The sequence below is a fragment of the Streptomyces sp. NPDC055962 genome, from assembly GCF_042270185.1.
GTDB lineage: Bacteria > Actinomycetota > Actinomycetes > Streptomycetales > Streptomycetaceae > Streptomyces.
In genome coordinates this window covers 1-26,971 of sequence record NZ_JBHJYN010000012.1, presented here as the reverse complement: position 1 = coordinate 26,971, position 26,971 = coordinate 1, and the positions used below count along the sequence as shown (strand labels likewise).

The window sequence follows — 26,971 nt, the reverse complement described above, 5'->3', positions numbered from 1 at the left end:
TGTGGTGCCTGTGGGGGGGCTCCCCGCCTCGTCACCGCTCGCCCTCCCCCCCCCCCCCCCTGCGCACACGGGCGGGCCGGGGGGGGGGGGCCGGGGGGGGCGGCCCCGGGGGGGGCCCGCCCCGACCGGGACGTGAGGGGCCCTACCGGGCGAGCGCCCAGGCGACGTCCCTGAGCAGGGCGTGGCGCCAGCCCGCGCGGTCGTGACCGGACGGCGACCGGGACACGCGCACGGTCGCCCCGGCCTCCCGGGTGAGGGCCTCGACCGCCTCGCAGTGCGGTAGCATCCGCGTCTCGTGCTCGCCGGCGTCGAACGCGATCCGCAGCCCGGACAGGTCCTGCCCCTCTTCCAGACGTGCGGCGATCGCGCCGCCGACCGGCCCGCCCAGGGGGTCCGTCCGTTCCGGGGCCCCCGGGGCCCACCAGAACGACGGCGACTGACAGGCGACGCGTGAGACCAGGTCCGGGAACTCCAGCGCGGCGTACATCGCACTCAGTCCGCCGAGGCTCTGCCCGGCGACGACCATCCGGTCCCAGTCGGCGGACACACCGGACGCCGCGACCAGAGACGGCAGTTCGTCCCGGACCGCCTCCCACAGGGTCGGATCGCACCCGAACTCGGCCTCCCGGTCCCCGGCCGGCAGGAAGACGAGGGTGGCGGGCGGCATCTCGCCCGCTGCTACGGCCGAGTCGAACGCGGCCATGGCGGGATGGAGGTACAGCCAGTCGTCCCCGTCGAGCAGCAGGACCACGGGCCCGCCGCCTCCCGCAGCATGGACCCGCACGGTCCTCCGTCCGCCGAGCCGTCCGCCGGCCCACCGGACCCGGGTGCGCGGGACGGGAAGGACGTCATCGGCCCCGATACCGGGCCAGTGCGGCTGGCGTGGGCAGTCCGGTGTCGCGACGACGGACCGGTCACCGCCCGCCCCGTCGGGGTTGAACGGATCGGCGTGCGCCGCGTCGTCCGCGAGGAACTGGTAGGTCACCCGAAGACGTGCGGGCATGCGCACCTCCGCGTACCAGCAGTCGGTGCCGCCCCAGCGGCTCAGGGGCACGGCGTCCGACCAGCTCTCGAAGCCGATGCTCGCCGGCGACCCGCGCCACAGGAACAGCGTCACCCAGCCGCCGTCGTCGGCGGGGACCGAGGCGGGAGATCCCACGGCCGACCAGAAGGCGTCACTGCCGGGGCTCCCCGACACCCCGAACGCGGAGAATGCCTCGCCTGCACCGGCGGTGAGGGCCTCGGTGATGGTGCCGGCCCGGTCCGTGACACGGCGCATGGGCAATCTCCTCGATCTGTGGCGGTGAGCAGTGGAGCCGTCGATCTCCGTCGATCAGGTGACGGCGGCCTGGCGTCGTGGGGTGCGCGGAGCGCGGATGGTGCGGGTCCCCGGGGCCTCGCCGCCGTCGCCGCTCTCCGGGAACACGGTCGTGCCGGGGGCCGTGTCGTCGAGCAGGCAGCGCAGGACGGCGTGCGGCACCCGGCCGTCGAGCACGTGCGCCCGGTGCACACCGCCGCGGACGGCCCGCAGACAGCCCTCCATCTTGGGCAGCATGCCGCCGGCCAGGACCGGCAGCATCGCGTGCAGTGCGTCGGCGTTCACCCGCTCGACCACGTCGGTGCTGTGCGGCCAGTCCGCGTACAGGCCCTCCACGTCGGTGAGCATGACGAGGCGTTCGGCGCCCAGGGCCACGGCCAGGGCCGACGCGGCGAGGTCGGCGTTGACGTTGTAGACCTGCCCGTCCTCGCCGCGCGCCACCGGGGACACCACCGGGATGTGACCTTGTGTCAGGAGAGCGTGCAGCATGCCCGGATCCACGTCCACGACGTCCCCGACGAGCCCTATGTCCACGGGGCGGCCGTCCACCCACGCGGTGCGCCGCACCGCCGTCATCGAGTGCGCGTCCTCCCCCGTCAGGCCGACGGCGTACGGCCCATGGGCGTTGATGAGGCCGACCAGTTCGCGTTGGACGCGCCCGGCCAGCACCATCCGCACCACGTCCATGGCCTCCGGTGTGGTCACCCGGAGACCTGCCTCGAAGCGGGTCTCCAGGCCGAGCCGATCGAGCATGGCGCTGATCTGGGGACCTCCGCCGTGTACGACGACGGGGCGCAGGCCCTTGCGCCACAGCTCCACGACGTCCTGCGCGAAGGACCGCTGCAGGCTCGCGTCCACCATGGCGTTGCCGCCGAACTTGACGACGACGGTGCCGCGCGCGCGGTCCTCGGGGCGGCGCGGCGATCCGGCGGACGTGTCCGTGTCCGCCTGCTCCATGAAGGCCGGTCTCATCCCTGTCCCCACCCCGTTCGCGCGGTGCTATCGGATCGGTTGTCCAACTGACGTGCGACCGGAGGCGGTTCCCTCTCCAGGGACCACCCGGCACGGCAGAGGTAAGCCTAACCTAATGAGTGCCGGGTCGGGGGTGGACCTGGGAGGCCGGGCCATGCGCCCGGCTGTCGGCCGAGCACGATATGACGTACGGCCGGTGGTCGTGGCGGGCAGGACGCCGTTCCTGACCGCCACGCCCGCTCACCGTGCGGAGACGCGCAGCACCCCCGTCACCGTGCCCTGGAGATAGGTGCCGTCCGGTGTGATCGTGCCCGCCATCTGCAGGGTGTCGTACAGCGATCCCACGCCGACCTTCGTGGAGCGGGTGACCTGTCCGCTGTCGGGGTCTATCTGTACGTAGCGGTACGGGTCGAGCAGGCTCGTCCCCCTGGTACCCGGGATCAACGGGTCGCGCACCACCGTGTGGAGGAGGCCGTCGGCCGTGGAGAGCTTCGGCACGGCCGCCGATCGCAGCGTGTTGTCCCACACGAGGCCGCATCCCTTCCCGTCCGCCCGCACGTCGACCCTCGACAGGCCGCCGGCGAAGTCCGCGGAGGCGGGCACGCTCGTGCCGGCGCCCTCGGGGACCGCAGGGTAGGGATAGCCGTAGGTCCCCGCGACGAAGACACTGCGCCCGATGCCCACCGGGGAGTTCTCGCTCCCGGGGCCGTTCGCGGCAGTGAGTACCGGGACCGAGCAGACGTCCGAACCGTCGTCCGTGCGGTACACCTTCAGATGGGCCGCGGTGTCGGCGTTGTCGACGACGGCGACGTACTCCGAGCCCCGGGCCGGACCGAAGAACGTCGGGGTCGAGCCGCTGCCCCAGCTCAGCAGACCGGGCTTGCGGGCGGAACCGCGGTCGTAGGCCTTGCGCCAGACGACCTCGGGGGTTCCGGCCTTCGAGGTCAGCAGATAGGTCGCATGGGTGGTGGTGACCGCGGTGCCCTCCGGGGCCGTGGAGATGCTGTTGGCGACGCGCTCCCCGGCGGGCAGGGGGAGGGCCTTCACGGTGCCGGTGCTGTCGTCGGCCGTCCCGACCACGCCACCGCCGGTCGCGAACCAGACACGGCCGTCGGTGTCGGGCGCCAGGCCGGTGACCGCGTCGTCCTCCGCCACGACGGAGGCGAGGGAGAGGCTCCGGTCGACCCTCAGGCTCCAGCCGCCGTCGGCGTCCCGGTGGTGCCCGATCCGGAGCAGGCTGCGGCTCCCGTCGGCGACGACCAGCCGGTCCTGATGGTCGATGTAGGCGTAGACACCGCCCAGCAGCGACCCCTTGGTCAGTTTCAGTGTGGTCAGGGAGGACCCGTCGGCCGGGTCGAGCAGATGGACCGTGGGTACCTGGCCGAAGATCGGGGTGCACAGGGCGACGGGGTAGCCGTCGGCCCCCACCAGGATCGTGGGGCAGGCGGAGGCGAGGGCGGTGCGCGAGGACGACAGGGTGCCGGCACCGGGACCGGCGAGCGGGGTGGTGTCCGAGGATCCCGCGTCGCCGTGCATGGTGGCGGTGCCGTCGGGACCCAGGTAGGGGTTGTGGGGAGGCGTCGGGCCGAAGGACGCGGGGGAGGCGGCCGAGGCGGGGCCGGCGCAGCCGAGGACGAGGGCGGTGAGAAGGGCGCCGAGGGGCTTCCATCGGGCGGATCGCCGGGGGGCGGGGGAGTGGGGCACGGTGGGCCGGTCCTTTCGGGTGCGGACATACCGGGAGGGCGGGATGGGGCAGGCAGGAGACAGCTCCCGGCGAGAGAGGGCACGTCGACCGGGAGAGGAATGAGGGGGCGCGGGCAGACGGAGGTGCGCCTCACGGGGGAGACACGGCGCACGGGCCCGGTCGTCCGACGACCGGTGAGCGGGGGCCGAGCCGCGGTGCGGCGGGTGGGGGGAAGGAACCCCGGGCCGTCAGCCCGCGCGCAGACAGAGAGCGCCGGCGGTACGCACGAGATCGACGTGACGTCGTCGCGTGAGCTGCTGGCAGCGCTTCATGCGGGTGATCCAAGCAGCACTGCTGACGCCTGGTCAAGACGGCGTGGACGGCGAGGAGCCGGCCGGCGCGCACCGGGGAGGTGAGGCGCGCGCTCCGCCCCTGTTCCCCGCTGCGGCCCCCTGCCCCGGGGGCGGTCGCCGGCCGGCTCCCGTCGTGTCGTCGTCCCCGGTGTCAGGCCGCCTCTTCGTACGCGGCGCTGATGGCGGCGTCGACCCCGGGGTGGACGACGAGCCGTGCTCCCCCGGCGTCGGCGGCGGAGGCCTCCAGGAGGCGCCGCACGGGCGCGCTGTGCGTGGCGGCGGACATCAGGACACCCCATGTGCCGCACTGGCGGTGTGCGCGCAGGACCGCGCTGGCCGTGGCCGGTGTGGCGGCCGGTTCCTCGATGACCACCAGTACCGGCCCCGGCCGGTGCCTGTGGACGAACGCCACGATCTCGGCGGCGAGTTCGGCCCGCCCTCCGATCCCGGGATCCTCCATCACGGTGAGGACCAGGACACCACGGTCAAGTCTGTGGGACAGCATCACGACCTCCGCTTCCGGCCCCCGGCGGGCACTGGTGAAGTCCGTCTTCCCCGCTCGGCAGCCTCTCAAGCGACGTGTTCACGCCCCGCTCGGCACTGCCGCCTCCGCACCGTCGTCCCACCTGCCACCGGAGTGCGGTGTGGGCGCGGGCACGGGTGCTGCCCCGCCGTCCGGAAGCCCGCGCCGGCGTCCTCCCGCGCGTGGCCGGTCGCGGTGGGTGGACGGCTCGCGGTGACCGGCGTCGTGCGGACGGCGTCAGATCTGCGCCGCCAGCGGCCCCAGCACGGGGATCCACTCCTGCGCCGAGACCTCGCTGACCAGACCCCTGAGCCGGAACGGGTCGTCGGCGGTGTGCCGCAGTGCCTCCTGCTTCGTGTCGGCGCGGATGAGGAGGAGGGCGCCCGGACTCTCCAGCGGGCCGAAAGGCCCCGAGCACAGGTTGACTCCCCGTTCGCCGAGCGCGGTCAGGTACTCCCTGTGTGCGGGGCGGTGCTCGTCGCGCCCGGCTGTGTCCTCCGTGTAGGTGTAGATGACGGCGAAGACCGGCATACGGGTCCCTTCCTGGGTGCGGACAGGTGCGGCGGACAGGGGTCGGGTGGGTGCCCCACCGGTCCCGGCCACGGGGGTACGGTAAGCCCGACCCGGCCGGGGGAACGTCGCGGGCCCCGGTGCGCCGTGGGCCGCGCGGTCGGGACGGCCGCTACGGAGACCGCTCCGCGGACCACGGCGCGGGCCGCGACCGGGACGCCACGCCGTCGACGCCGCACTCCATGATCGCGAAGCCGCCGGCGGGAGTGAACCTGCCCGGCCCGAAGGCGAGTTGTCCCGCGTGGCACAGCGTCCGCGTCCTCCGTCGGGCCTCGGCCCATCAGGCCGGTGTCCCGCGTGGCACCGGCGGACGGGCGGCGGTTGTCCGCCCGTGCGGCCGGCCCGGAATCATAGGGGTGCGGGCGTCGCACCGGAACACGACGCCGGTGACGCGACCGAGAGGACACCCGTGGGCGACCCCAGGAGCTACATCATCGAGTCATTGGACACCGGGCTGCGCCTGATGCGCCTCTTCCTCACCCATGACACCCTGTCGGTCACCGACGCCGCCAGGGAACTGGATGTGGCACGCTCCACCGCGCACCGCGTGCTCAGCACGCTCGAGGCGCGCGGCTTCGCCACCCGCGACACCTCGGGCCGTGGTTACTCCGCAGGGCCCGAACTGGTCACGCTGGGCCGCCCGGCGGGTTACGGGCCCGAGATCGCGGCGCGGCTGCACGTGGTGCTGGACGCGGCCGCCACCGCCACCGGAGAGACGGTCAGTGCCGCCGCCCTGATCGGCGACCAGGTGATCATCACGGACGGCCGTGAGTCGCCGCATCCCGTGCGCGCCGTGCTGGAGACCGGCCGGGCCCACCCGGCGCACGCCACCTCGGCGGGCAAGGTGCTGCTGGCCCAGCTGACGGGTGAACAGGTCTGTGCCCTCTACCCGGAGGAACGGCTGCCCGGGGTCACCAGCCGCACCCTCGTCTCCCGTACCGCGCTCCTGTCCGAGCTGGCCGCGATCCGCGCCCTCGGCCGCGCCGACAGCGCCGGCGAATCTGTACGGGGCATGAACGCGGTCGCCGTGCCGCTGGCCGGAAACAGCTGGCGCGACCGGCTCGCCCTGATGGCGTCCATGCCCGCGGACAGGGGCGGCGAACCCGAACTCGCCCGGCATGCGGTGGCCCTCCGCAAGGCGGCGGCCCTCCTGCCGCCGCCGGCCTCCTGAGGAGGGATCCCCCGTTTCGGCGGCACCGGGGCACGACGCTTCACGCGGGCGCACGCCCGGACCACCACGCCCGAACTCCCTGACAGGAGCGGGGCTGACGTCCGGTTCCGCCGGGGGCGCCGGGCTTGCGCAAGGAGATGAAAGGTCTTGCAGAAATCCTTGACGCCGGTGCGGACGGGGCGGCAGGCTCCCAGACGTTCCCCCAAGGGCAGCCTGGCGCGTGGCTGCCTTCGAGGGCACAGCCGTGCCCTGTCGTCGAAGGAGCCGCACATGCATCACCGATTCCGTCTGATCGGCGGAACGCTGGCCGGAGTCATGACCGTCACCGGCAACAACGGCGACGCGGCGCTGGACGACACCCTCACGACCTCCCTCCCTGCCGGCACGTACTGCAACGTGGCCGTGGCCTCTCCAGATGACTGCGACGGCGACACGGTCACCGTCGGCACCGACGGGACGGTCCGGGCCTCGCTGCCCGCCCGCGGGGCACTGGCCCTGCACACCGGCGCCCGCGCGGGCTGACCCGCAGGGAGACCGTCACGGAACGACGACGGGCAGGACGGGGAGTTTCCCGTCCTGCGCATCGTGACCGGATCCGGCCACCCGGGCCGTGAACCGGGCAGGAAGCCCTCGAAGCGAGAGGTACGACCAGCTTCATGTCCCCGCGGACCGACGTCCTCGTCCTGGGCGGAGCGGGTGTGGACACCATCGTCCACGTCCCCGAACTGCCCCTCCCGTACGCCGACAGCTACATGATCCGACCGGGCATCGTGACCCGGGGAGGGCAGAGCGGCGACTTCGTGACACTGGGACTGCACGCCCTCGGCCTGCGTACCCACCACCTCGACCTGATCGGCGACGACCACGAGGGCGAGCTGGTCCGCGCGCTCCACCGCGACCGGGGCATCCCGCTCACCGCGTTCCCGTCGCCCGCCGGCACGAAGCGTGCCGTCAACCTCGTCGGCCCGGACGGTCGGAGGCTCTCGCTGTACGACGCGGACCGGGCGCGTGACTCGGACCGGTTCGACGAGGCGACGGTCCGCGCACTCGCCGCCGATGCCCGCCACGCCCACGTGGTCATCACCCAGCCGTGTGTGCTCACCCTGCCGCTGCTCCGTGAGGCCGGTGTGACGATCTCCACCGATCTGCACGACTGGGACGGTGCCGAGCCCTACCAGGAACGATTCGCCCTCCAGGCCGACCTCGTGTTCCTGTCCACCACCGCTCTGGCCGATCCCGAGCGGACCATGCGCGACATCACCGGACGGGGAAGGGCCCGCACCGTCGTCGCCACCGCGGGCGCGGAGGGCGCGTACCTGCTCCATGACGGCGAACTCACGCACGTCCCCGCCGTCACCCCGCCCGCGCCGGTGGTGGACACCAACGGCGCGGGCGACGCGTTCGCCTCGGGCTTCCTGCTCGGCCGGCTGAACGGTGAACACCCCGGCCGTTGCGCCCTGTACGGGGCTGTGGCGGGCGCCCACGCCTGCACCGTGCCGTCGACGCGCACGGATTCCATCGGCAGGGAGGACCTGCTCGCCCGGGTCGCCGAGGTGGAGAGGGAGTGAGGTGCCCTCGGGGTGCACCCCGGTGAGCTGACCCACCGGTGTGCACGCGTCCGGGGCCCGGCTGCCGGGAGGCGGCGGGCGCCGGACGGTCGGGGGTTCCTGCGTAGGCGCGCCCGTCCCCCGAGCCCGTCCGGCACCGCCCGAAGCGAGCCCCGCAGCTCCTTGGAGCGCACCGGTGACGGAGAATGGGCAGATCCCCTTCCGGATCCCAGACACCTGGAGTACGTGTGGCCGGCCGCGCCCCTTCCCTGCCCCTCCACCGCAGGCGCGTGGCGACGGGCCTCGCCTCCGTCCTCGGCGCAGGCGTGCTGATGGGCTGCACCGTTGCGAGCGGAGCCGCCGAGGACACCGGGCACGAGCCGGGGAAGCGGGCCGCCGATGTGCTCCTGCCTACGGCGGGCACGGGGTTCGACTACCAGATCGGCGGGGGCTACACGCCACCCGACGGGGTGCGGGCGGTCTCCCGCGACCGGGAGGACGAACCGGCCGACGGCCTGTACAACGTCTGCTACGTCAACGCCTTCCAGACGCAGCCCGGCGCACTGGAGTGGTGGCAGGACACCCACCCCGACCTCCTCCTGCGTGACGGGGAAGGGGAGTTGGTCATCGACGAGGGATGGGACGAGGTGCTCCTGGACACCTCGACGGCCGCCAAGCGCACCGGCCTCGGGAAGATCGTCGGGGAGTGGATCGACGGATGCGAGGAGAGCGGCTTCCAGGCGGTGGAACCCGACAACCTCGACTCCTTCGAACGCTCGAAGGGCAGGCTGACCGCGGATCACAACGCCGCCTTCGCCACCGCCCTGGCCGAGCGGGCGCACAGCGACGGCCTCGCCATCGGGCAGAAGAACACCACCGACCTGCTCGACCGGCACGGTTCGATCGGCTTCGACTTCGCGGTGACGGAGGAGTGCGCCCAGTTCGACGAGTGCGGTGCGTACGCCGAGGCGTACGAGGACCGGGTCCTCGCCGTCGAGTACGAGGGCGAGGGCGACGTGAGCTTCGACGAGGCATGCTCCGCCTGGGGCGACAGGATCTCCCTCGTCCTGCGGGACCTCGACGTGCTCCCCGCGGGCGAGAAGGGGTACGTGTACCGGTCCTGCTGAGCACAGGCGGACGCCGACGCCCCACGGTGTCCGACGGGAGGTCCGAGGTCCGCCACACACCCCCGGGTCAGAAATCCACCGGTTCGCGGATGAGCGGACACGTCATGCAGTGCCCGCCGCCTCGGCCGCGGCCCAGCTCCGCGCCGACGATCGTGCGGACCTCGACGCCCGCGGCGCGCAGCAGCTCGTTGGTCTGGGTGTTGCGGTCGTAGGTGAAGACGACACCGGGTTCGAGCGCGACGGCGTTGTTGCCGCTGTCCCACTGCTGGCGCTCGGACGCGTACACGTCGCCGCCCGTCTCGATCACCCGCAGCGCGGGCAGGCCGAGGCTCCCGGCCACGACGTCGGTGAAGGGGCGTGACCCCTCGTCGACGACGTCCACGCCGGGAGCTTTGTCGCTCGGCCGGAGCGAGAAGGTGTGGACCGCGTCCATGATCTTCGGGTAGACGGTGACGATGTCGCGGTCGGCGAAGGTGAAGACGGTGTCCAGGTGCATGGCCGCCCGCAGCTTCGGCATGGCAGCGACCACGACGTGGCGGGCGGCCCCCTGCCGGAACAGCGCGGCGGCGACCTGGGTGATGGCCTGGCGCGAGGTGCGCTCGCTCATGCCCATGAGGACGACACCGTTGCCGACCGGCATGATGTCGCCGCCCTCGAAGGTCGCCTGGCCCCACTCCACCTCGGGATCGCCCCACCAGACCGTGGACCCGGTGAAGTCCGGATGGAAGCGGTAGACCGCCTTCATGAGCAGGGTCTCGTCGTGACGCGCCGGCCAGTACAGGGGGTTGAGCGTCACTCCTCCGTACAGCCAGCAGGTGGTGTCGCGGGTGTAGAGCGTGTTCGGGAGGGGCGGCATCAGATACTCGCGTACCCCGGCCGACTCCCGGGCCAGGGAGACATAGCCGGACCTGTACTCCCCGGGCAGGTCGGTGGTGGCCATGCCGCCGATCAGGAACTCGGTGAGCTCGCGGGGCTCCAGCGACTCCAGGTAGGCGCGGGTCGGATCGACGAGCCCCAGACCGACCTCGTTGGGGGTGATCTTGCGGTCGAGGAGCCACGCCCTGGCCGCGGGGTCCGCGAGTGTCCCGGCCAGCAGGTCGTGGAGCTCCACCACCTCGACGCCGGCCCGCTGCAGTCCGGCGACGAAGTCGGCGTGGTCGCGCTGCGCGTTCTCCACCCACATCACGTCGTCGAAGAGCAGGTCACCGGCGTTGCTCGGGGTGAGCCTGCGGTGTGCGAGGCCCGGCGCGCAGACCAGTACCTTGCGCAGTCTGCCGACCTCGGAGTGGACGCCGTGCACGGGTGCCGCGTCCGCGGTGGAGGTGGTGCTCATGGGGGCTGCCTTTCGAACAGGGCCCGGTGGTGCGCTCGCAGGCACGCCGGGCCGGTGCGGAGGGACGGGCGGGGGCCGTCAGAGGCTGATCCACCCGGAGGCCAGGGCGATCACGCCCATCACGGCGCCGACGACCGAGAGCGCGCAGATGACGAGTTCGGCCGGGGAGAAGATCCGACGGCCCTGCTCCCTGCGGGCCATCGCGAAGAGGATCGTGGCGGGCGCGTAGATGAGGAAGGAGACCAGGACGAACTTGAGTCCGGCGGCGAACAGGAGGAACGCGGTGTAGACCGTCGCCAGCACGCTCACCACGAGATCGCGCCTGCCGCGCTCACCCCTGGTCAAGTCGTCGGGGCGCACCAGGATCTTGAGGGCGAACGCCGCCGCGAGGAGGAACGGGATCAGGGACAGGGCGCTCGTCAGATCGAGGGCGAAGTTGAACGCGTCGTCCGAGAACAGGGTGATGACCAGTACGACCTGCGACAGCAGGGTCGTCATCAGCAGCGCGGGCACGGGTACATCGGCGGTGTTGGCGCGGCGCAGGAAGCGCGGCATGTCGTCGTCCTGTGCGGCGACGAAGAGGACCTCCGCCGCCATCAGCGTCCAGGCGAGATAGGCGCCGAGCACGGACACGATCAGCCCCACGCTCACGAAGACCTGCCCCCACGTGCCGACCGCCTCCTCCAGGACCTCCGCCATGGACGGCTGGCGGAGGTCGGCGATCTCGGCCATCGGCATGATGCCGTACGACACGATGGTCACCGAGGCGAAGACGGCGAAGACGCTGAGGAACCCCAGGACGGTGGCTCTTCCGATGTCCTCACGGCGCTTCGCATGGCGCGAGTAGACGCTGGCGCCCTCCACCCCGAGGAAGACGAACACCGTGGCCAGCATGGTGCCGCGTACCTGGTCGAACAGGGAGCCCGCGTAGTCCGCGCCGCCGAAGTTGTCCGCGAACACGCTCGCGTCGAAGAAGAACAGGGCGAGGACGACGAAGACGATGATCGGGACCACCTTCGCCACGGTGACCACCCGGTTGATGGCCGCGGCCTCCTTCACGCCCCGGCGGATGAGGAAGTAGAAGGCCCACAGGCCGGCGGTGGACACGACGACGGCCACGACGGTGTCGCCGTCACCCAGGGCCGGCCAGACGGCTCCGACCGTCGACGTGATGAGCACCCAGTACGTCACGTTGCCGACGCAGGCGCTGGCCCAGTATCCGAAGGCGGAGAAGAAGCCGAGGTACTCGCCGAAGCCGGCCTTGGCGTAGGCGTAGACACCCGCGTCGAGATCGGGCCGGCGCACGGCGAGCGTCTGGAAGACGAACGCGAGCATCAGCATGCCCGTGCCGGCGATCGCCCAGGCGATCAACGCACCGGCGACCCCGGTCTCCTGGGCGAAGCGTGACGGCAGGGAGAACACCCCGGCGCCCACCATCGAGCCGACCACCATCGTCGTCAGCGTGAGGAGCGTCATCTTGACCGCGGTGGTGGGTCCCTCAGGGGCATCGGTCCCGGTGCGGGAGCTGGTCATGTCGTCCCCTCGTGTGGTGCAGATACGAGGGGAACTTTAGTCGCAAACCATCACCAAAAGGACGATTGCGGAGGGCGTCGGCGGCTGGTCGCGCGCCGCCGGCCGCTCGGTGCGTGTGCGCCGGTGACCTGCCGTCAGCCGCTGAGGGAATCGGGGCGTGGGTTCGGCGGGGACGCGTTCGCGGCCTGCCCGGTGGCGCGCTGCCAGGCTGATTCACGCAGCAGCCGGAGGCCGTTGAGACCCACGATGACGGTGGAACCCTCGTGCCCCAGGACTCCCAGCGGGAGCGGCAGACGGCCGACGAGATCCCAGACCACCAGGGCCGTGATGAACAGGCCGGCGACGGCCAGGTTCTGCACGACCAGTCGGCGGGTCGCCCGGGAGAGGGCCACCACCGCGGGGACGCCGGCCAGTTCGTCGCGGATGACGATCGCGTCCGCGGTCTCCACGGCGAGATCGGAACCCGCCCGCCCCATCGCGATCCCGACGTGCGCGGCGGCCAGCGCGGGCGCGTCGTTGACACCGTCACCCACGACCAGGACCCGGTGCCCCGCCTGCTCCTGTGCGCGCACGGCCGCCGCCTTGTCCTCGGGGAGGAGCTCCGCCCTGACGTCGGTGATGCCGGCCTCGGATGCCAGCCGGGCGGCGGCGCGGGAGTTGTCGCCGGTCAGCAGCATCGGTGATCCGCCGGTCAGGCGCGCCAGCGAGGCGACGCTCGCGGCCGCGTCCTGCCGGATGCGGTCGGCGACGCCGAGGACTCCGACCGGCAGGCCGTCGCGCAGGACGAGCACGGCGGTGCGTCCCGTCTCCTCCAGTGCGGAGGCCACGGCGGCCGCCACGGCGCCCGCGGGTGTGGTGTCCTCGCGCAGGAGGCGGGCGGGGGAGCCGACCGCGATCCGGTGTCCTTCGAGGGTGGCCGTGACTCCGGTACCGGGAGCCGAGGCGAAGTCCGAGACCGGGGACACGGTCTGCCCGCGCTCCTGGGCGGCGCTCACCACGGCCCGGGCCAGCGGGTGCTCGCTGGGGTGTTCGGCGGAGGCTGCCAGCGCGAGCAGCGCCTCCTCGGGCAGCCCGGTACCGGGCAGCGGGCGGACGTCGGTGACCCGCGGAGTGCCCTCCGTCAGGGTGCCGGTCTTGTCCAGCGCCACCGCGTCGGTCTGTCCGAGACGTTCCATGACCACGGCTGACTTGACGAGGACACCGTGGCGCCCCGCGTTGGCCATGGCCGAGAGGAGTGGCGGCATGGTGGCGAGCACCACCGCGCAGGGGGAGGCCACGATCATGAACGTCATGGCCCGCAGCAGGCTGCCGGTCACGTCGTCGCCGAAGGCGAGGGGGACGAGGAAGACGGCCAGGGTGGCGGCGACCATGCCGAGCGAGTAGCGCTGCTCGACCTTCTCGATGAACAACTGGGTGGGGGCCTTCGTGCGGGAGGCCTCCTCGGTCATCGCCACGATGCGGGCGATGACCGACTCGGAGGCGTCCCGTTCGACGGCGACCCGCAGGGTGCCCGTGCCGTTCAGCGTCCCGGCGAACACCTCGTCCCCGGGTTCCTTGGGTGCGGGGAGCGGCTCGCCGGTGATGGTCGCCTGGTCGACGTCGCTCGCGCCGCCGATGACCCGGCCGTCCGCACCCACCCGTTCGCCGGGCCGGATCCGGATGACGTCGCCGACCACGAGGTCCTCGGTGGCGACCGTCTCCTCACCGCCGCCGGCGGTGAGGAGGGAAGCGGTGGCCGGGGCCAGGTCGAGGAGGCCGCGCACCGCGTCCTGGGTGCGCGCGGTGGCCAGTGCTTCCAGCGCGCCGGAGGTCGCGAAGATGACGATCAGCAGGGCGCCGTCCATCACCTGACCGATCGAGGCCGCGCCGAGCGCCGCCACGATCATCAACAGGTCCACGTCGAGGACCTTCCCCCGGAGCTCCCGAAGCCCCGACAGGGCCGGCTCCCAGCCTCCGGCGGCGTACACGAGGGCGTACAGGGGGCCCCAGGCCCAGGCCGGGGCGCCGGTGAGCTCCAGCGGGAGTGCGACCAGGAACAGGGCCAGGGCGGCGCCGGCCCAGCGGGCCTCCGTCAGGGCGAGGACGCGGGTACGGCGCCGGGGGGCGCCTCCGGCGCCGGCGTGAGCAGTGCGCGAGGGGCGCGGGAGGACGGCGGTGGGCATGACGGAACGACCCCTCGTGGGCGGGAACGACGACGCCTCAACGGTACAGGAATATATGAACAGGTCTTCATGTGTCATCCGTAGAATGGACGCATGGGCCACGGACGCGACGAGCAGAGCACCGCCACCACCCGCGAGCGCCTGGACGCCGTGGGGGCGGCAGGTGTCGCCGCGACCCTCCAGGCGCTGGCCACCCCCTCCAGGCTGCGGATTCTGGCGCGTCTCCAGGAGGGGCCCTGCGCGGTCGGTGACCTCGCGGAAGCGGTGGAGATGGAGCCTTCCGCCTGTTCCCACCAGTTGCGTCTGCTGCGGAACCTCGGCCTCGTCGCGGGGGAGCGCCAGGGGCGCTCCATCGTCTACGCGCTGTACGACCACCACGTCGCCGAACTCCTCGACCAGGCCCTCTACCACGTCGAGCACCTCCGCCTCGGGCTCCGCGACGCGCCCGCCGAGAGCGCCGCGACGGCCGCGGGGCGCTGACGGTCACCCGGGCCGGGAATCCGGGAGCGCACGCGGTGTTGAACCAGAGGTGAGCTCCTCCATCGCACCGACCCGCTTCTCCTTCCTCGACCGCTCCCGCACCCGCGAGGGCCACGACGGCCCACAGGCGCTGCGGGACACCGTCGCGCTGGCGCGCACGGCCGAGGCCCTCGGGTACCACCGCTTCTGGGTGTCCGAACACCACAGCGTCCCCGGTGTGGCCGGATCGGCGCCGACGGTCCTGGCCGCCGCCGTCGCGGCCGCGACCTCCACCATCAGGGTGGGGACGGGCGGGGTCATGCTCCCGAACCATCAGCCCTTCGTCGTGGCCGAGCAGTTCGGGGTCCTCGCCTCGCTCTTCCCCGGCCGGATCGACATGGGCCTGGGGCGCTCGGTCGGCTTCACCGACGGGATACGCAAGGCCCTCGGCCGGGACAAGGAGGACGCCGACGCCTTCGCCGGACAGCTCACCGAGCTCCTCGGCTGGCTGGACGGCACCCAGCGGGCCCACCCGCAGGTCCATGCCCGTCCCGCCGAAGGGCTGTGCATCCCCCCGTACGTACTGGCGACCGGCAAGGGGGCGGCCATCGCCGCGGGCGCCGGCCTGCCGCTCGTCGTGGGCGATCTCCGCGGGCGCGACAAGCTGGTGGCAGCGGTCGAGGAGTACCGCGCCGCCTTCCGCCCCTCCGCCTGGGCGCGGGACCCCTATGTGATCGTCGCGGGCACCGTCGCCGTCGCCGCCACGGAGGAGGAGGCCCGACGGCTGCTGATCCCGGAGGCATGGTCCATGGCGTACTCACGCACCCACGGCTCCTTCCCGCCGCTGGCGCCCGCCGACCGGATCCAGGCCCTGACCATGACGGCGAAGGAGCGGGGGTTCTACGAGAGCGGACTGCGCGGGCACCTCGCGGGGACCGAGGAGACGGTCAGGGCGGGGCTGGAGCTGGTGATCAAGGAGACCGGTGCGGACGAGGTGCTGGTCACCACGAGCACGTACGACCGTGACGCGCTGGTGGACTCGATGCGGCGGCTCGCCGGGATCGCGGACCTGGGGTGAATCACCCGTTCTCGGGGTGGCCGAACAACAGGTCGTACCCCGGCGGAAGTTGCAGCAGTACACGCTCCAGCAGCTCCTCGCCGGAGGCCTCGGCGACCACGCTGAGAACGGCACTCGTGTCCCAGGCCGCGGTCTGCTCGTTCGCCCCTTCGATCCAGGCGGAGACCGCACGCACGAACCGCTCGGAGCTGAGGGGCTCGGCGGCCTGCAGCGGGTTCAGAAGGATCATGGCGAACGTCTCCGGCAGCCGGGCCGCCAGCTCGTTCCGCTCCTCACCGACCACGTGCGCCCCGAGCAGCGCGAGCACCACGCGGGACGCGCGCTCCGCTTCCAGGGCCGAGGGGTATTCGCCGCGCTCCTGAACGGCTTCCAGGAACGGCTGCCATCTCATGTACGTCACGGATTCCCCTTCGCGGAGCGCGGGCGGAGAGCGGGACGGGGGAGGGGAAGCCCGTGCCCCGCCCTCCGCGTATCCACCGCATGTCACCTCAATTCCGGTGATAACACGCGCGTGCGCCGACAGCAAGGGGAGGCCGGCCCCTCCGCCTCCGGAGTCGCGCCCGCGCCTACTGCATGGGGTAGATGTCGCCGCTCGCCATCCCGCTGACCTGCACACTCCGCGACTCGAGCTGATGCGCCTCGTCCTCGAGACGTCGTCGTTCCGCGGGATCGGTGGCCTGCTCGGCGGCCCTCTCGAGGTCTTCGGCCCGGCCTCGCATCTGCTGGAGACGGGCCCTGACGTCTTCTGACTCGCTCATGATCACTCCCTGGCGATGGGCGGAGCGGACCCCTCCACCGAACCAGCCACCCGGGGGTGCGCGCATCTCAGCGGGGGCGCCGGAAGCGCGGAGTGACCGAGAGCGGGACGGGACCGCGGCCGGACCGCGACCGTCGGCGCCCTACTCGAAGCGGGTCAGGTCGCCCGCTCCCCGCCGCACGACCTCCAGCTCCCCGCCCGAGAAGTCGATGACGGTGGTCGGCTCGGTGCCGCAGTCCCCGGAGTCGAGCACGACGTCCACGACATGGTCGAGACGCTCCTTGATCTCCCAGCCCTGGGTCAGCGGCTCCGCCTCGTCCGGCAGCAGCAGTGTGCTGGAGAGCAGCGGCTCACCGAGTTCGGCCAGGAGCGCCTGTGTGACGGTGTGATCAGGGATACGGACGCCGACGGTCTTCTTCTTCGGGTGCAGCAGTTGGCGCGGCACCTCCTTGGTGGCGGGAAGGATGAAGGTGTAACTCCCGGGCGTGGCGGCCTTGATGGCCCGGAAGACGTCGTTGTCGACCTGGACGAACTGGCCGAGCTGCGCGAAGTTCTGGCACACCAGTGTGAAGTGGTGGCGGTCGTCGAGGTTCCGGATCGAGCGGATGCGGTCGATCCCGTCACGGCTGCCCAGCTGGGAGCCCAGGGCGTAACAGGAGTCGGTCGGATACGCGACGAGGGCACCCGACCTGATGCTCTCGGCCACGTTGGTGATGGTGCGGCGCTGGGGGTTCTCGGGGTGCACGTCGAAGTACTTGGCCATTCGGCGAGTCTACGGCCTCGGGGCGAACGCGTTCCGCTTACGACGGGTGCACGGTGCGGGGGCCGTGCACCCGTCCGGGAGGGGGCCGGGCACACGCGAGCACGGGAAGGGGAAATGCCCTTGCGGGGAAGCCGGATGGCGACGGGTGCGGGTCGACCGGTCCCCGGTGGGGACCCCTCATGGGGGGCGAGGATACGGACGAGCGGTTCAGCGGTTCACCGGGCGCGGACCGAACGGCGGCGGGCACGGATGAGCTGATGGGCCACGGAGCTGTCCTGCCCTGGGGAGGTCAGCAACGCGGTCGTCTCGACGGAGAAGCCGTGGTCCGTCAGAAGGTCTTCCCACAGCGCTCCGGTGAGCACCCACATGCTGACGGGAATCGGGATGGTGTCCCGCAACCGGATCATCTCCCGCCGAGGGGTGAGCGAGGCTTCGGGCGGCCTGCCGTGCAGGTTGGTGTGCAGGGCGGAGAAGACGAGCGGCGCGCCGGGAACCAGCCCGTCGCGCAGGGCGGGGAGGCTGCGCATCGGGTCGATGAAGGGAAGAGTGCCGATGGCGTAGGCGCCGTCGTACGGATGAGCGTGATGCAGACGATCCACGACGTCGCCGAGCAGGAATGTCACCCCGGCCGTACGGCCGTGTTCCGTGACGGCCCGCTCGTGCTGGGTGGGCGACAGTTCCACGGCGTCGACCAGGGCGCCGCGGTGCCCCGCTCCCGACCCGATGTCCAGCAGCCGCCTCCCCGCGACGTCACCGAGAACCTCGTCCCCGGGCCCCACCTCCGGCCAGGGACCCCACGTCATCCGCCGCGGAACGGGCGGCACGTACCCCCGATCCAGTTGCCGCCGGCCGTAGTCCCGCCAGCCCTCGGCGTTCATGTCCTCGGCCGGGCCGGGAGGGTTCCCTGCCGACGGCGGGCGTGGGTCCGGTGATCGCACGTCGCCCCCGGAGGCATTCGGTGAAGTGGTGCGGTGCTGCAGGTGTACCGCCCGGACCGCCGGGCGTCCAGACATGCGGAGAACGCGCTGGGAGAAGGCACGGTTCCGTGCGCCGTCGTCGTACGCACGAGCTGTCACTCGGACTCCCGCGGTCGCGGCGCCCGCAGCCAGGCACCTCGCACCCGCCGGCCGGGCGCACGAACGCCGCGTACCGGCCCCGACCTCCCCCGGCACCGGACGCACCGCGCCCCCGGAACCTCCGCCGCAGGAGGTTCCGGGGGCGCGGGGCGGCCTGCGGCTGTCAGGCTCCGGATGCGTCCAGCATGGCCGCACGCTCGACGACCTTGATGCGCTCGCGGCCCTGCGCGGCGCCGAGCGCCTGCTCGTGGGCGTCGAGGCGGTGCCAGCCCTCCTTGGTGGTGTACCGGACACCACGCTGCTCCAGGAAGTCGACGATCGCGTCGGCCCCCGGCTGCGCCGGCGTGGGGAGCCGGCCGGCGGCATGGTCCTCCAGCAGGCAGGCCACCGTCTCGTTGGCGTCACCCTTGGTGTGCCCGATCAGGCCGATAGGGCCCCGCTTGATCCAGCCCGTGACGTACACCGAGGGCATCGGCTCGTCGCCGGTCAGGACGCGTCCCGCCGCGTGCGGGACGGTGCCGGAGACCACGTCGAAGGGAAGCTTCGGGAGCTCCTCCGAGTAGTAGCCGACCGCGCGGTAGACGCTCTGCACGTCCCAGTCCGTGTGGCGGCCCGTGCCCTTGACGTTGCCCGTCCCGTCCAGCTCGGTGCGCTCGGTGCGCAGGGCGACGACGCGGCCGTCCTCGCCGACGACCTCCACCGGGGACTCGAAGAAGTGCAGGAACAGCTTGTGGCGGCGGTCGCCCACGTCGCGGATCGCCCAGTTCTCCAGCGTGGAGGCGACCATGTTGGCCTGCTTGTTCTCCCGGCGGGTGGCGATCGAGCCCTCGTCGTAGTCGATGTCCTCGGGGTTGACGATGACCTCGATGTTCGGCGAGTGGTCCAGTTCGCGCAGCTCCATCGGGCTGAACTTCGCCTGCGCCGGACCGCGTCGGCCGAAGACGTGCACCTCGAGCGCCTTGTTCGCCTTCAGCCCGTCGTAGACGTTCGCGGGGATCTCGGTCGGGAGCAGCTCGTCCGCCGTCTTGGCCAGGATGCGCGCGACGTCCAGCGCCACGTTGCCGACACCGAGCACGGCGACCTTCTCGGCCTCCAGCGGCCAGGTGCGCGGAACCTCGGGGTGGCCGTCGTACCAGGCGACGAAGTCCGCCGCGCCGTAGGAACCCTCGAGCTCGATCCCCGGTATGTCCAGGGCGCGGTCGGCGTCGGCGCCGGTCGAGAAGATCACGGCGTCGTAGAAGGACCGGAGGTCGTCCAGGCCGATGTCGTTGGGGTAGTCGACATTGCCGAACAGCCGAAGCTGCGGCTTGTCCAGGACCTGGTGCAGCGCCTTGACGATTCCCTTGATCCGCGGGTGGTCAGGGGCCACCCCGTACCGGATCAGGCCGAAGGGGGCGGGCATGCGCTCGAACAGGTCGATCGATACGCCCGGCTCCTGGGCGGCCTCGGACTTGAGAAGCGCGTCCGCTGCGTAGATTCCGGCGGGACCGGCTCCGACGATGGCGACGCGGACGGGGCGTGTCATGGAGTGTTGTTCCTTAGGGCGGACGAGCACGGGCAGAGTGCAGCGGGGTAAGGCTTGGCTTACTCCGCTGCCCCCACGGTACGGCCTGTCCCCGGGAGTCCCAGGAGTGGGGCGAGAGGATATTCCGGAAATAAAGGGACGTATGAGCCTTAAAAGGCTCGATTTCTGTGAGCGGAAGGCGCCTCCGCCGTCTCACGTGGTTCCAGGGAATGAGACGGCGGTGGGCGGGCAGGCTGTACGCCGGTGTCATGGCGCGCCCCGGTTCGCCGGCGGAGCCATGATGGTCGTAGGACCGAAGCACTCCGACGAGAGGACTTGAGACATGCCGATCGAGGGCGAGTACGAGCCGAGCCCGACGACGTGGGTCCGTGAGCAGGTCGAGCTGATCGAGAGCTCCGGCGGAACGCAGGGCACCACCATGCGCGGCATGCCCGTCATCCTCCTCACGACGCGCGGCGCCAAGAGCGGCAAGCTGCGCAAGACCCCGCTCATGCGGGTCGAGCACGACGGGGAGTACGCCGCCGTCGCCTCCCTCGGCGGAGCCCCCAAGCACCCCGTCTGGTACTACAACGTGCAGGCCGACCCCGAGGTGGAGCTGCGCGACGGAACCGTACGGCAGGACATGGTCGCCCGCGAGGTCACGGGCGAGGAGAAGGCTCTGTGGTGGGATCGCGCCGTCAAGGCGTTCCCCGACTACGCCGACTACCAGACCAAGACCGACCGGGAGATCCCGGTGTTCGTCCTCACGCCGTCCGGAAAGAACTGAGTCGGCGACCGTGACCGGGCCGGCCGGACCCGCAGGAGATGCCGGGCCGGGCCGCCCGGGCATGCCGGACCCTCACCAGGAGAGTCCGCCCACCACGGCTGCGATCCGGTCGCGTCCCCACGCGCCGTCGGCCACCACCACCCGGTAGCGCCGGGTCAGGGTCGCGCCCGGACCGAGCACCAGCTCGTCGTGGAAGGCGAGCGACGGGGCGACGGCCGCGAAGGACGAATTGCGCACGAACCAGTGCGCCGGATGCTCGCCTCGTACCCCGGCGTGGTCGTTCTCGGGTGCGTGGACGAAGACCAGCGTCGCGTGCCCGTCCGTCTCGTCGTGCTCCCCGCCGTACGCGAGCCAGGGGGCCTGCTGTCCCATCAGCTCCGGCCCCTCCGCGTGCGGTGCGATGATCCGCCCGTCCCGGAAGGCGCGCGGTCCGCGCCAGAACAGCCCGGTGTACCCCGCATCGGGGCGGCCGTGCGTCGTCGGGCTGCCGAACCGCAGCGGCTCCGCCCGGCGGTTGGTGATCGCGGACGACCAGGTCAGCGCCCAGCTGCCGGCCGGCACGTCGACGTCGTGGACCTCGATGCGCCGCGTCTCGTCGGCCCAGAGCGCGCCGCTGCGCGGATGCCAGGTCAGCCGCTCCGTGAAGCGCACGCCGTCGTCGCGCACCGACACCTCGTCGAACCCTGCGTGCGCCATGGAACCGACACGTTCGGGCAGGGCGAGGTACCCCTCACCGTGCACATAACTGTTGCCGCCCCACAGGTTCGCCCCCGACAGGTGCGAGGCGGTCATCTGCAGGCCCTTGTGCCAGCGGTGGTCGTTGGGCCGGTAGCCGGTGACGACCCGGCCGGACAGGGTTCGCAGGGGGTGGATGTACGGCTTCGGTGCCTCCCACGGGTCCTCGGCCCGGTACACGTAGCGGAGCAGCTCCACCCCGCTCTCCGCCGCGGTCACCGCGAGGTGTTCGCCGTGATGGTGGACGACTTCCAGGGCCTTCGTCATGCGGGGACCTCCGCCGTGCTCCCGAGCGGCTCGGGGGCCCAGCCCGGAGCGTCGCCGTGCAGCGCGGCGTAGTACGGATCGCCGGGGACGATCTCACCCGCCCGAACGGTCCCCCCGCCGAAGGCCGCCTTGTAGAGAGCGGCGACCAGTTCGAGGCTCTTGCGGCCGTCCGCACCGCTGCTCCGCGGCCGCCGTCCGGCCCGCAGGTCCTCCAGCAGGCCCTCCAGCTGCGCCTCGTGCGAGCTGGGCACATCGGGGCCGAAGTCCCGCCAGGCGTCCGCCTCCTCCGGCGTGACCCCGGGGGCCGGGGTGATCCGCCAGTCCGCGTTGCGGTGCCCGTACAGATGGGTGAGCTCGACGGTGGCGCGTTCGCAGTCGATCCGTATCCGGCTGACCTCGTCCGGGCTGAGCACGCTGTTCACCACCGTGGCCATCGTGCCGTTCCCGAAACGGATGAGCGCCGTGGAGACGTCCTCCGTCTCGACATCGTGCACCAGGCGCCCGGCCATCGCCCTGATCTCCGCCCACGGGCCCAGCAGGTCGAGCAGCAGGTCCATCTGGTGGATGCCGTGCCCCATCGCGGGCCCGCCGCCCTCGCTGCTCCAACTTCCGCGCCAGGGAACGGAGTAGTACGCCTCGTCCCGGTACCAGGTGGTCTGGCAGTGGGCCACCAGGGGCCGGCCCATCGCCTGTCGGGCGAGCAGCTCCCGGACGTGCCGGGATCCCGAGCCGAAGCGGTGCTGGAACACGATCGCGGCGTACGGGCCGTCGCCACGGGTGCCCTCGGCCGCCTCGATCGCGTCGAAGTCCTCCAGGGACGGGCAGGGCGGCTTCTCGCACCACACCCATGCCCCGGCGCGCAGCGCGGCCACGGTCTGGTCGCGGTGGAACCGGGGCGGGGTGGCGAGCGTGACCAGGTCGGGCCGCTCCTCGGCGAGCATCCGGTCGATGTCGGTGTACGGACGCGCGATGCCCGCGGCGGCGCAGAACGCCTCGGCCGAGGCTCTGTCGACGTCGACCGCGGCGACGACCTCCAGAGGCTGGCCGGCGGCGAGCGCGGTCAGCGCGGGCAGATGGCTGCCGCGCGCGATCGCACCCGTGCCGACGATCGCGACCCGCACCGGCTTCCGGTGCGAAGGATTGCTGGCCGTGACAAACACCCCTTGGTGGAGATACGTGCACCTACCGGACAGCAAGCGCTTTCTCTCCGGGAAACCTAGGCTGCGCGCGTGAAGCGGGTCAAGGGGTCGGGCCGGCTCCGGGGTCAGGCCTTCAGCAGCTGCGGCAGCCGCCTGAGCTGCAGCGCGTGCTGGAACGGACCGCCGCCCTCATGGTCGTTGAAGTCGTACACCTCGATCTCCTTCTCGGCGTGCGCGTAGGCGTTGTAGGCGGCGAACACCGACGACGGCGGGCAGGTGAGGTCCTCCAGCGCCACGGAGAAGAGGGCGGGTGCCCGGCCGCGTGCGGCGAAGTGGACCCCGTCGAAGTAGGAGAGTGTGCGGTTGACCTGCTCGGCGCGGCCCCGGTGGGTCTTGAGGTAGTCAGCGATCTCGCGGTACGGCTTGCGGTCGGTGATCCGGGTGGCCCTGGGGAAGTCGCAGAGGAACGGTACGTCCGCCACGACGGCCGTCAGGTCCGGAATCAGCCCGGCGGCAGCGAGCGCGAGACCTCCGCCCTGGCTCGCGCCGAAGACCGCGGTACGGGTTGCGTCGGCCAGTGGGTGCGAGCGGGCCGCCTCCACCGCGCGCACCGCGTCGGTGATCACCCTGCGGTAGTAGTACGACGCGGGGTCCTCGATGCCCTGGGTCATGAACCCCGCCAGCGAGGGCCCGGAGCCGACGGGGTCGGCGGTGTCGCCCGGTGCCCACCCGCTGCCCTGGCCGCGGGTGTCCATCACGAAATGGGCCATGCCCGCCGAGGCCCAGAGCAGGTGCGTGTGGGGGAGGTTCCGGCCGCCGCCGTACCCGATGAACTCCACGACCACCGGCAGGGGTTCGGTGGAACCGGCCGGCACGACGAACCAGCCCTTGACGGGGTGGCCGCCGAAGCCGGCGAACGTCACGTCGTGGATGTCGACGGTGACGAGCCCGGTATCGGCGCACCGTTCGAACCGGGCGTCCAGATCGTGGGTTCCGGCTTCGCCGAGCGTGGCCGACCAGAACGCGTCGAAGTCCTCGGGCTCCACCGACCGGCTGCGGTAGGAGTGGAGTTCATCGAGAGGCATGTCGAACAGGGCCATGCGGGACCGCCTTCAATCGCACAGTGGATGAATGGTCATACCGTACGACGGTCGGCCCGGAAGTCGACAGAATCTCGGATGAGGGCGAAATGGCGTTGCCCGCCGGGACCGCTCCTGCGAAGGTTCCCGCATGTCGGATACAGAACCTCGTGGTTCGCACCAGGTGGCCGCGCTCTTCTCGGGCGGGCGTCTCACGGCGATCCCCCGCAAGCCCGCCCGCCGTCAGCAGTTGCTGGAACACCTCGCGGAGACGCTCTTCGAGCAGGACCGTGCCTACAGCGAACGCGAGGTCAACGAAGCCCTGCTCACCGTGCACGCGGACCACTCGGCCCTGCGCCGCTACCTCGTGGTGGCCGGCCTTCTGGAGCGTCCCAAGGACGGCAGCTCCTACCGGCGCGGCCGGTAGGAGTGAGAGGCTCCCCGGCCGGGGAGCCGCCGGGCCGGACAGACGCCTGCCCGGGGCCGGCCGGCCGGCTCAGTTGAGGGTGTCGGGGTCCGGGCCCGTGCGCATGCCGCGGTCCAGGCCGGCGATCGCGTCCATGTCGGCAGCCGAGAGCTCGAAGTCGAAGACGTCGATGTTCTGCCGGATGCGCGCCGGGGTGACCGACTTGGGGATCACCACGTTGCCGAGCTGGAGGTGCCAGCGGAGTACCACCTGGGCCGGGCTCTTTCCGTGGCGCTCGGCGAGGGAGACGAGGAGCTGGTCGTCGAGCAGGGCGCCCTGCGCCAGCGGGCTCCAGGCCTCGGTCGCGATGCCGTACTCCGCGTGCACGGCGCGCAGCTCGCTCTGCTGGAGGCCGGGGTGCAGCTCGACCTGGTTGACCGCGGGGACGAGGGGGCTCTCCTCCCGCAGACGGCGCAGGTGCGCGGGCTGGAAGTTGGAGACACCGGCGGCCCTGATGCGGCCGTCGGCCTGAAGCTTCTCCAGGGCGCGCCACGTGTCGGCGTAGAGGTCGCGCGCGGGGGTCGGCCAGTGGATGAGGTAGAGGTCGACGTGGTCGAGGCCGAGCTTGGCGAGGCTGGCGTCGAAGGCGGCGAGGGTGGCGTCGTACCCCTGGTCCGCGTTCCAGAGCTTCGTCGTGACGAACAGCTCCTCGCGGGCGAGCCCCGACTCGGCGAGCGCGCGGCCCACGCCCGCCTCGTTGCCGTAGACGGCGGCGGTGTCGATGGAGCGGTAGCCCGCTTCCAGCGCGGAGGAGACGGCGGCGGTGGTCTCGTCGTCGGGTACCTGGAAGACGCCGAAGCCGAGCTGCGGGATCGTGACGCCGTTGTTGAGCGTGACGGTGGGGACCGTGGGCATGGTGGGGCCTCTCGTGGGGTCGGACCGATTCGATCCGCGTGCGATGGTTACTGGCGTAAACAATAATTGCACACGCGGGTTAATGGCAAACGCGGGTAAGGGGGGGTGATGCTCCTCCGTGCTGTCGTGGCGCAGGTGAATCGGCTGGTCTCACCCTTGACCGGAGGGTGAGGGTCTCGTCCTGCCGGGCGGCCGCCCATCGGTCGGCGACGGGTGCGCGGTGCGAGCGATCCGCGGCGGCGGAGCGCATGCGGGCCGGGGCCGACCGCGTCGGGGCGGTGTGCTGAACTGTCCGGGAAGCACCGGATACAACCGGATACAGGAGTTCCCTTGAGCAGCTACCGCCAGCCCGGCGTCGTCCTGACCGACCGACGGTTCACGGTCCCCCTCGACCACGGCGATCCGGGCGGCGAGACGATCGAGATCTTCGGCCGTGAAGCCGTGGCGAGCGGGAAGGAGTCCGAGCGGCTCCCGTGGCTGGTCTATCTGGAGGGCGGCCCCGGCTTCGGTGCACGCCGTTTCGTCGGCACCGAGGCATGGCTGGGCCGTGCGGTGCGGGAGTTCCGTGTCCTGCTCCTGGACCAGCGCGGCACCGGCCTGTCCACCCCCGCCAACCGGCAGACGCTGCCGCTCCGCGGCGGCCCGCGTGAGCAGGCCGATCACCTGGCCCACTTCCGCTCCGACAGCATCGTCCGCGACTGCGAACTGATCCGGCCCCGGCTGACCGGCGGCGCGCCCTGGACCGTCCTGGGGCAGTCCTTCGGCGGGTTCTGCGCCGTCCGCTACCTGTCCGCGGCCCCGGAAGGGCTCGAAGCCGTGCTGATCACCGGAGGCCTGCCCTCCCTGGACGCGCACGCCGACGAGGTCTACCGGGCCGCGTACCCGAGGATCGAACGGAAGGTCGCCGCGCACTACGCCCGCTACCCGCAGGACGTCGCCCGGGCCCGCGCCATCACGGCGTACCTCGCCGAGCACCGTCCGGACAGTGCGGGGCACACGCTGACCCCCGAGGGCTTCCAGTCCCTCGGCATCATGCTGGGCACCGGCAACGGCAGCCATCAACTGCACCACCTGCTGGAGAACGCGTTCGTGACCGGGCCCCACGGCGCCGAGCTCTCGGACGCCTTCCAGGAGGCCATGCGCACCGCCACCTCGTTCGCGGGCCACCCGCTGTACGCCCTGATGCACGAGGCGATCTACGGACAGGGTGCCCGGCCCACCGGCTGGTCGGCCGAGCGCGTCCGGGCCGAGTTCCCGCAGTTCGACGCCGCTGCCGCGCTGGCGGGCGAGGGTCCGGTGCTGTTCACCGGCGAGAGCATCCACCCCTGGCACTTCGACGTCGATCCCGCGCTGCGGCCTCTGCGGGAGACGGCGGAACTGCTCGCCGCGCGGACCGACTGGCCCGCCCTGTACGACGCCGAGCGGCTCGCGGCCAACGAGGTGCCGGTGGCCGCGGCCGTCTACCACGACGACATGTACGTGGACACCGGCCACGCGCTGCGGACCGCGTCCTCGATCCGGGGGCTGCGCACCTGGGTGACCAGCGAGTACGAGCACGACGGTGTGCGCGCGGGCGGTCCTCATGTGCTGGACCGGCTGCTCGCCCTCGTGCGGGGGGAGTGCGACCGCTAGGTCCCCCGCCGTGCGGCCCGGCCGCCCCCCCCCCCCCCCCCCCCGGGGGGGGGGGGGGGGCCCGCGGGGGGGGCCCCCCGC

Annotated in this window: 27 protein-coding genes; 9 read left to right on the top strand and 18 right to left on the bottom strand. The window is 72.2% G+C overall.

Annotation, left to right across the window (positions count from 1 at the left end; translation table 11 throughout):
* Positions 1–142: 142 nt before the first annotated feature.
* From ACFC51_RS28050 to ACFC51_RS28025, 6 genes are all read right to left on the bottom strand, one after another.
* Positions 143–1,279 (bottom strand): alpha/beta hydrolase-fold protein, encoded by a 1,137-nt coding sequence (locus tag ACFC51_RS28050; RefSeq protein ID WP_376531497.1) that lies wholly within the window; start codon positions 1,277–1,279, stop codon positions 143–145.
* 54 nt (positions 1,280–1,333) lie between these two features.
* Positions 1,334–2,275, bottom strand: coding sequence for an acetylglutamate kinase (gene argB / locus ACFC51_RS28045; protein WP_376368884.1), 942 nt, complete (start codon positions 2,273–2,275; stop codon positions 1,334–1,336).
* Positions 2,276–2,530: 255 nt separating this feature from the next.
* On the bottom strand, positions 2,531–3,994 hold the full coding sequence (locus ACFC51_RS28040) for a hypothetical protein (RefSeq protein WP_376531495.1): 1,464 nt from the start codon (positions 3,992–3,994) through the stop codon (positions 2,531–2,533).
* 228 nt (positions 3,995–4,222) lie between these two features.
* The gene (locus ACFC51_RS28035; protein WP_376368983.1) at positions 4,223–4,306 is read right to left on the bottom strand and encodes a putative leader peptide; all 84 of its coding nucleotides are present in this window, start codon (positions 4,304–4,306) and stop codon (positions 4,223–4,225) included.
* 172 nt (positions 4,307–4,478) lie between these two features.
* A complete protein-coding gene (locus ACFC51_RS28030; RefSeq protein WP_376368882.1) occupies positions 4,479–4,832 on the bottom strand; it encodes a hypothetical protein in 354 nt (117 codons plus the stop codon).
* Positions 4,833–5,087: 255 nt separating this feature from the next.
* The gene (locus ACFC51_RS28025) at positions 5,088–5,381 is read right to left on the bottom strand and encodes a YciI family protein (protein ID WP_376368881.1); all 294 of its coding nucleotides are present in this window, start codon (positions 5,379–5,381) and stop codon (positions 5,088–5,090) included.
* A 448-nt stretch (positions 5,382–5,829) separates the two neighbouring features.
* On the opposite strand from ACFC51_RS28025, the gene ACFC51_RS28020 reads away from it, so the two are divergent.
* The 4 genes from ACFC51_RS28020 to ACFC51_RS28005 all read left to right on the top strand — a co-directional run bounded on the left by ACFC51_RS28020 (position 5,830) and on the right by ACFC51_RS28005 (position 9,265).
* The gene (locus tag ACFC51_RS28020) at positions 5,830–6,591 is read left to right on the top strand and encodes an IclR family transcriptional regulator (protein WP_376531493.1); all 762 of its coding nucleotides are present in this window, start codon (positions 5,830–5,832) and stop codon (positions 6,589–6,591) included.
* A gap of 270 nt (positions 6,592–6,861) precedes the next feature.
* Positions 6,862–7,113, top strand: a complete 252-nt coding sequence (locus ACFC51_RS28015; RefSeq protein ID WP_376368879.1) for an alpha amylase C-terminal domain-containing protein — start codon at positions 6,862–6,864, stop codon at positions 7,111–7,113.
* A 134-nt stretch (positions 7,114–7,247) separates the two neighbouring features.
* Positions 7,248–8,159 (top strand): adenosine kinase, encoded by a 912-nt coding sequence (locus tag ACFC51_RS28010; protein ID WP_376531491.1) that lies wholly within the window; start codon positions 7,248–7,250, stop codon positions 8,157–8,159.
* A 227-nt stretch (positions 8,160–8,386) separates the two neighbouring features.
* Positions 8,387–9,265, top strand: coding sequence for an endo alpha-1,4 polygalactosaminidase (locus tag ACFC51_RS28005; protein ID WP_376531489.1), 879 nt, complete (start codon positions 8,387–8,389; stop codon positions 9,263–9,265).
* Positions 9,266–9,332: 67 nt separating this feature from the next.
* Here ACFC51_RS28005 and ACFC51_RS28000 read toward each other — a convergent pair whose 3' ends face one another.
* The 3 genes from ACFC51_RS28000 to ACFC51_RS27990 form a co-directional block, all read right to left on the bottom strand.
* Positions 9,333–10,598, bottom strand: a complete 1,266-nt coding sequence (locus tag ACFC51_RS28000; protein ID WP_376368876.1) for an arginine deiminase — start codon at positions 10,596–10,598, stop codon at positions 9,333–9,335.
* A 78-nt stretch (positions 10,599–10,676) separates the two neighbouring features.
* Positions 10,677–12,131, bottom strand: coding sequence for a basic amino acid/polyamine antiporter (locus ACFC51_RS27995; protein WP_376531487.1), 1,455 nt, complete (start codon positions 12,129–12,131; stop codon positions 10,677–10,679).
* 134 nt (positions 12,132–12,265) lie between these two features.
* Positions 12,266–14,293, bottom strand: coding sequence for a heavy metal translocating P-type ATPase (locus ACFC51_RS27990; protein ID WP_376531485.1), 2,028 nt, complete (start codon positions 14,291–14,293; stop codon positions 12,266–12,268).
* A 93-nt stretch (positions 14,294–14,386) separates the two neighbouring features.
* Between ACFC51_RS27990 and ACFC51_RS27985 the strand changes: the two genes are divergently transcribed.
* Positions 14,387–14,773, top strand: coding sequence for an ArsR/SmtB family transcription factor (locus tag ACFC51_RS27985; RefSeq protein ID WP_376368873.1), 387 nt, complete (start codon positions 14,387–14,389; stop codon positions 14,771–14,773).
* Between the two features lie 49 nt (positions 14,774–14,822).
* Positions 14,823–15,830 (top strand): MsnO8 family LLM class oxidoreductase, encoded by a 1,008-nt coding sequence (locus tag ACFC51_RS27980; protein ID WP_376531483.1) that lies wholly within the window; start codon positions 14,823–14,825, stop codon positions 15,828–15,830.
* 1 nt (position 15,831) lies between these two features.
* On the opposite strand, the gene ACFC51_RS27975 is transcribed toward ACFC51_RS27980, so the two are convergent.
* From ACFC51_RS27975 to ACFC51_RS27955, 5 genes are all read right to left on the bottom strand, one after another.
* On the bottom strand, positions 15,832–16,221 hold the full coding sequence (locus ACFC51_RS27975) for a DUF2267 domain-containing protein (RefSeq protein WP_376368982.1): 390 nt from the start codon (positions 16,219–16,221) through the stop codon (positions 15,832–15,834).
* A 175-nt stretch (positions 16,222–16,396) separates the two neighbouring features.
* Positions 16,397–16,588 carry a DUF6381 family protein gene (locus tag ACFC51_RS27970; RefSeq protein WP_376368871.1) on the bottom strand — a complete coding sequence of 64 codons (192 nt, stop codon included), beginning with the start codon at positions 16,586–16,588 and terminating at the stop codon, positions 16,397–16,399.
* Positions 16,589–16,729: 141 nt separating this feature from the next.
* Positions 16,730–17,350 (bottom strand): L-threonylcarbamoyladenylate synthase, encoded by a 621-nt coding sequence (locus ACFC51_RS27965; protein WP_376368870.1) that lies wholly within the window; start codon positions 17,348–17,350, stop codon positions 16,730–16,732.
* Between the two features lie 215 nt (positions 17,351–17,565).
* Positions 17,566–18,228 (bottom strand): class I SAM-dependent methyltransferase, encoded by a 663-nt coding sequence (locus ACFC51_RS27960; RefSeq protein ID WP_376531481.1) that lies wholly within the window; start codon positions 18,226–18,228, stop codon positions 17,566–17,568.
* 361 nt (positions 18,229–18,589) lie between these two features.
* The gene (locus ACFC51_RS27955; protein ID WP_376531479.1) at positions 18,590–19,951 is read right to left on the bottom strand and encodes an FAD-dependent oxidoreductase; all 1,362 of its coding nucleotides are present in this window, start codon (positions 19,949–19,951) and stop codon (positions 18,590–18,592) included.
* Positions 19,952–20,273: 322 nt separating this feature from the next.
* On the opposite strand from ACFC51_RS27955, the gene ACFC51_RS27950 reads away from it, so the two are divergent.
* On the top strand, positions 20,274–20,717 hold the full coding sequence (locus tag ACFC51_RS27950; protein ID WP_376368867.1) for a nitroreductase family deazaflavin-dependent oxidoreductase: 444 nt from the start codon (positions 20,274–20,276) through the stop codon (positions 20,715–20,717).
* Positions 20,718–20,789: 72 nt separating this feature from the next.
* On the opposite strand, the gene ACFC51_RS27945 is transcribed toward ACFC51_RS27950, so the two are convergent.
* The 3 genes from ACFC51_RS27945 to ACFC51_RS27935 all read right to left on the bottom strand — a co-directional run bounded on the left by ACFC51_RS27945 (position 20,790) and on the right by ACFC51_RS27935 (position 23,958).
* A complete protein-coding gene (locus ACFC51_RS27945; RefSeq protein ID WP_376531477.1) occupies positions 20,790–21,719 on the bottom strand; it encodes a PmoA family protein in 930 nt (309 codons plus the stop codon).
* Positions 21,716–22,840, bottom strand: coding sequence for a Gfo/Idh/MocA family protein (locus tag ACFC51_RS27940; protein ID WP_376531475.1), 1,125 nt, complete (start codon positions 22,838–22,840; stop codon positions 21,716–21,718). The genes ACFC51_RS27945 and ACFC51_RS27940 overlap by 4 nt, the downstream gene beginning before the upstream one ends.
* Before the next feature lie 143 nt (positions 22,841–22,983).
* Positions 22,984–23,958, bottom strand: coding sequence for an acetylxylan esterase (locus ACFC51_RS27935; RefSeq protein ID WP_376531474.1), 975 nt, complete (start codon positions 23,956–23,958; stop codon positions 22,984–22,986).
* Positions 23,959–24,088: 130 nt separating this feature from the next.
* Between ACFC51_RS27935 and ACFC51_RS27930 the strand changes: the two genes are divergently transcribed.
* Positions 24,089–24,364 (top strand): DUF2087 domain-containing protein, encoded by a 276-nt coding sequence (locus tag ACFC51_RS27930; RefSeq protein ID WP_376531472.1) that lies wholly within the window; start codon positions 24,089–24,091, stop codon positions 24,362–24,364.
* Positions 24,365–24,433: 69 nt separating this feature from the next.
* Here ACFC51_RS27930 and ACFC51_RS27925 read toward each other — a convergent pair whose 3' ends face one another.
* Positions 24,434–25,258: an aldo/keto reductase gene (locus tag ACFC51_RS27925; RefSeq protein WP_376368862.1), complete on the bottom strand. Its 825-nt coding sequence runs from the start codon at positions 25,256–25,258 to the stop codon at positions 24,434–24,436.
* 330 nt (positions 25,259–25,588) lie between these two features.
* On the opposite strand from ACFC51_RS27925, the gene ACFC51_RS27920 reads away from it, so the two are divergent.
* Positions 25,589–26,890: an alpha/beta fold hydrolase gene (locus tag ACFC51_RS27920; protein WP_376531470.1), complete on the top strand. Its 1,302-nt coding sequence runs from the start codon at positions 25,589–25,591 to the stop codon at positions 26,888–26,890.
* The last annotated feature ends 81 nt before the right edge of the window (positions 26,891–26,971 follow it).

Coding starts and splice junctions, on each gene's coding strand:
- ACFC51_RS27955 (WP_376531479.1), bottom strand. CDS start 19,951: ATGACACGCCCCGTCCGCGTCGCCATCGTCGGAGCCGGTCCCGCCGGA.
- ACFC51_RS27990 (WP_376531485.1), bottom strand. CDS start 14,293: ATGCCCACCGCCGTCCTCCCGCGCCCCTCGCGCACTGCTCACGCCGGC.
- ACFC51_RS27930 (WP_376531472.1), top strand. CDS start 24,089: ATGTCGGATACAGAACCTCGTGGTTCGCACCAGGTGGCCGCGCTCTTC.
- ACFC51_RS27995 (WP_376531487.1), bottom strand. CDS start 12,131: ATGACCAGCTCCCGCACCGGGACCGATGCCCCTGAGGGACCCACCACC.
- ACFC51_RS27925 (WP_376368862.1), bottom strand. CDS start 25,258: ATGCCCACGGTCCCCACCGTCACGCTCAACAACGGCGTCACGATCCCG.
- argB (WP_376368884.1), bottom strand. CDS start 2,275: ATGGAGCAGGCGGACACGGACACGTCCGCCGGATCGCCGCGCCGCCCC.
- ACFC51_RS27950 (WP_376368867.1), top strand. CDS start 20,274: ATGCCGATCGAGGGCGAGTACGAGCCGAGCCCGACGACGTGGGTCCGT.
- ACFC51_RS27975 (WP_376368982.1), bottom strand. CDS start 16,221: ATGAGATGGCAGCCGTTCCTGGAAGCCGTTCAGGAGCGCGGCGAATAC.
- ACFC51_RS28030 (WP_376368882.1), bottom strand. CDS start 4,832: ATGCTGTCCCACAGACTTGACCGTGGTGTCCTGGTCCTCACCGTGATG.
- ACFC51_RS27945 (WP_376531477.1), bottom strand. CDS start 21,719: ATGACGAAGGCCCTGGAAGTCGTCCACCATCACGGCGAACACCTCGCG.
- ACFC51_RS27985 (WP_376368873.1), top strand. CDS start 14,387: ATGGGCCACGGACGCGACGAGCAGAGCACCGCCACCACCCGCGAGCGC.
- ACFC51_RS27970 (WP_376368871.1), bottom strand. CDS start 16,588: ATGAGCGAGTCAGAAGACGTCAGGGCCCGTCTCCAGCAGATGCGAGGC.
- ACFC51_RS27935 (WP_376531474.1), bottom strand. CDS start 23,958: ATGGCCCTGTTCGACATGCCTCTCGATGAACTCCACTCCTACCGCAGC.
- ACFC51_RS28015 (WP_376368879.1), top strand. CDS start 6,862: ATGCATCACCGATTCCGTCTGATCGGCGGAACGCTGGCCGGAGTCATG.
- ACFC51_RS27960 (WP_376531481.1), bottom strand. CDS start 18,228: ATGAACGCCGAGGGCTGGCGGGACTACGGCCGGCGGCAACTGGATCGG.
- ACFC51_RS28010 (WP_376531491.1), top strand. CDS start 7,248: ATGTCCCCGCGGACCGACGTCCTCGTCCTGGGCGGAGCGGGTGTGGAC.
- ACFC51_RS27965 (WP_376368870.1), bottom strand. CDS start 17,350: ATGGCCAAGTACTTCGACGTGCACCCCGAGAACCCCCAGCGCCGCACC.
- ACFC51_RS28025 (WP_376368881.1), bottom strand. CDS start 5,381: ATGCCGGTCTTCGCCGTCATCTACACCTACACGGAGGACACAGCCGGG.
- ACFC51_RS28050 (WP_376531497.1), bottom strand. CDS start 1,279: ATGCGCCGTGTCACGGACCGGGCCGGCACCATCACCGAGGCCCTCACC.
- ACFC51_RS28000 (WP_376368876.1), bottom strand. CDS start 10,598: ATGAGCACCACCTCCACCGCGGACGCGGCACCCGTGCACGGCGTCCAC.
- ACFC51_RS28035 (WP_376368983.1), bottom strand. CDS start 4,306: ATGAAGCGCTGCCAGCAGCTCACGCGACGACGTCACGTCGATCTCGTG.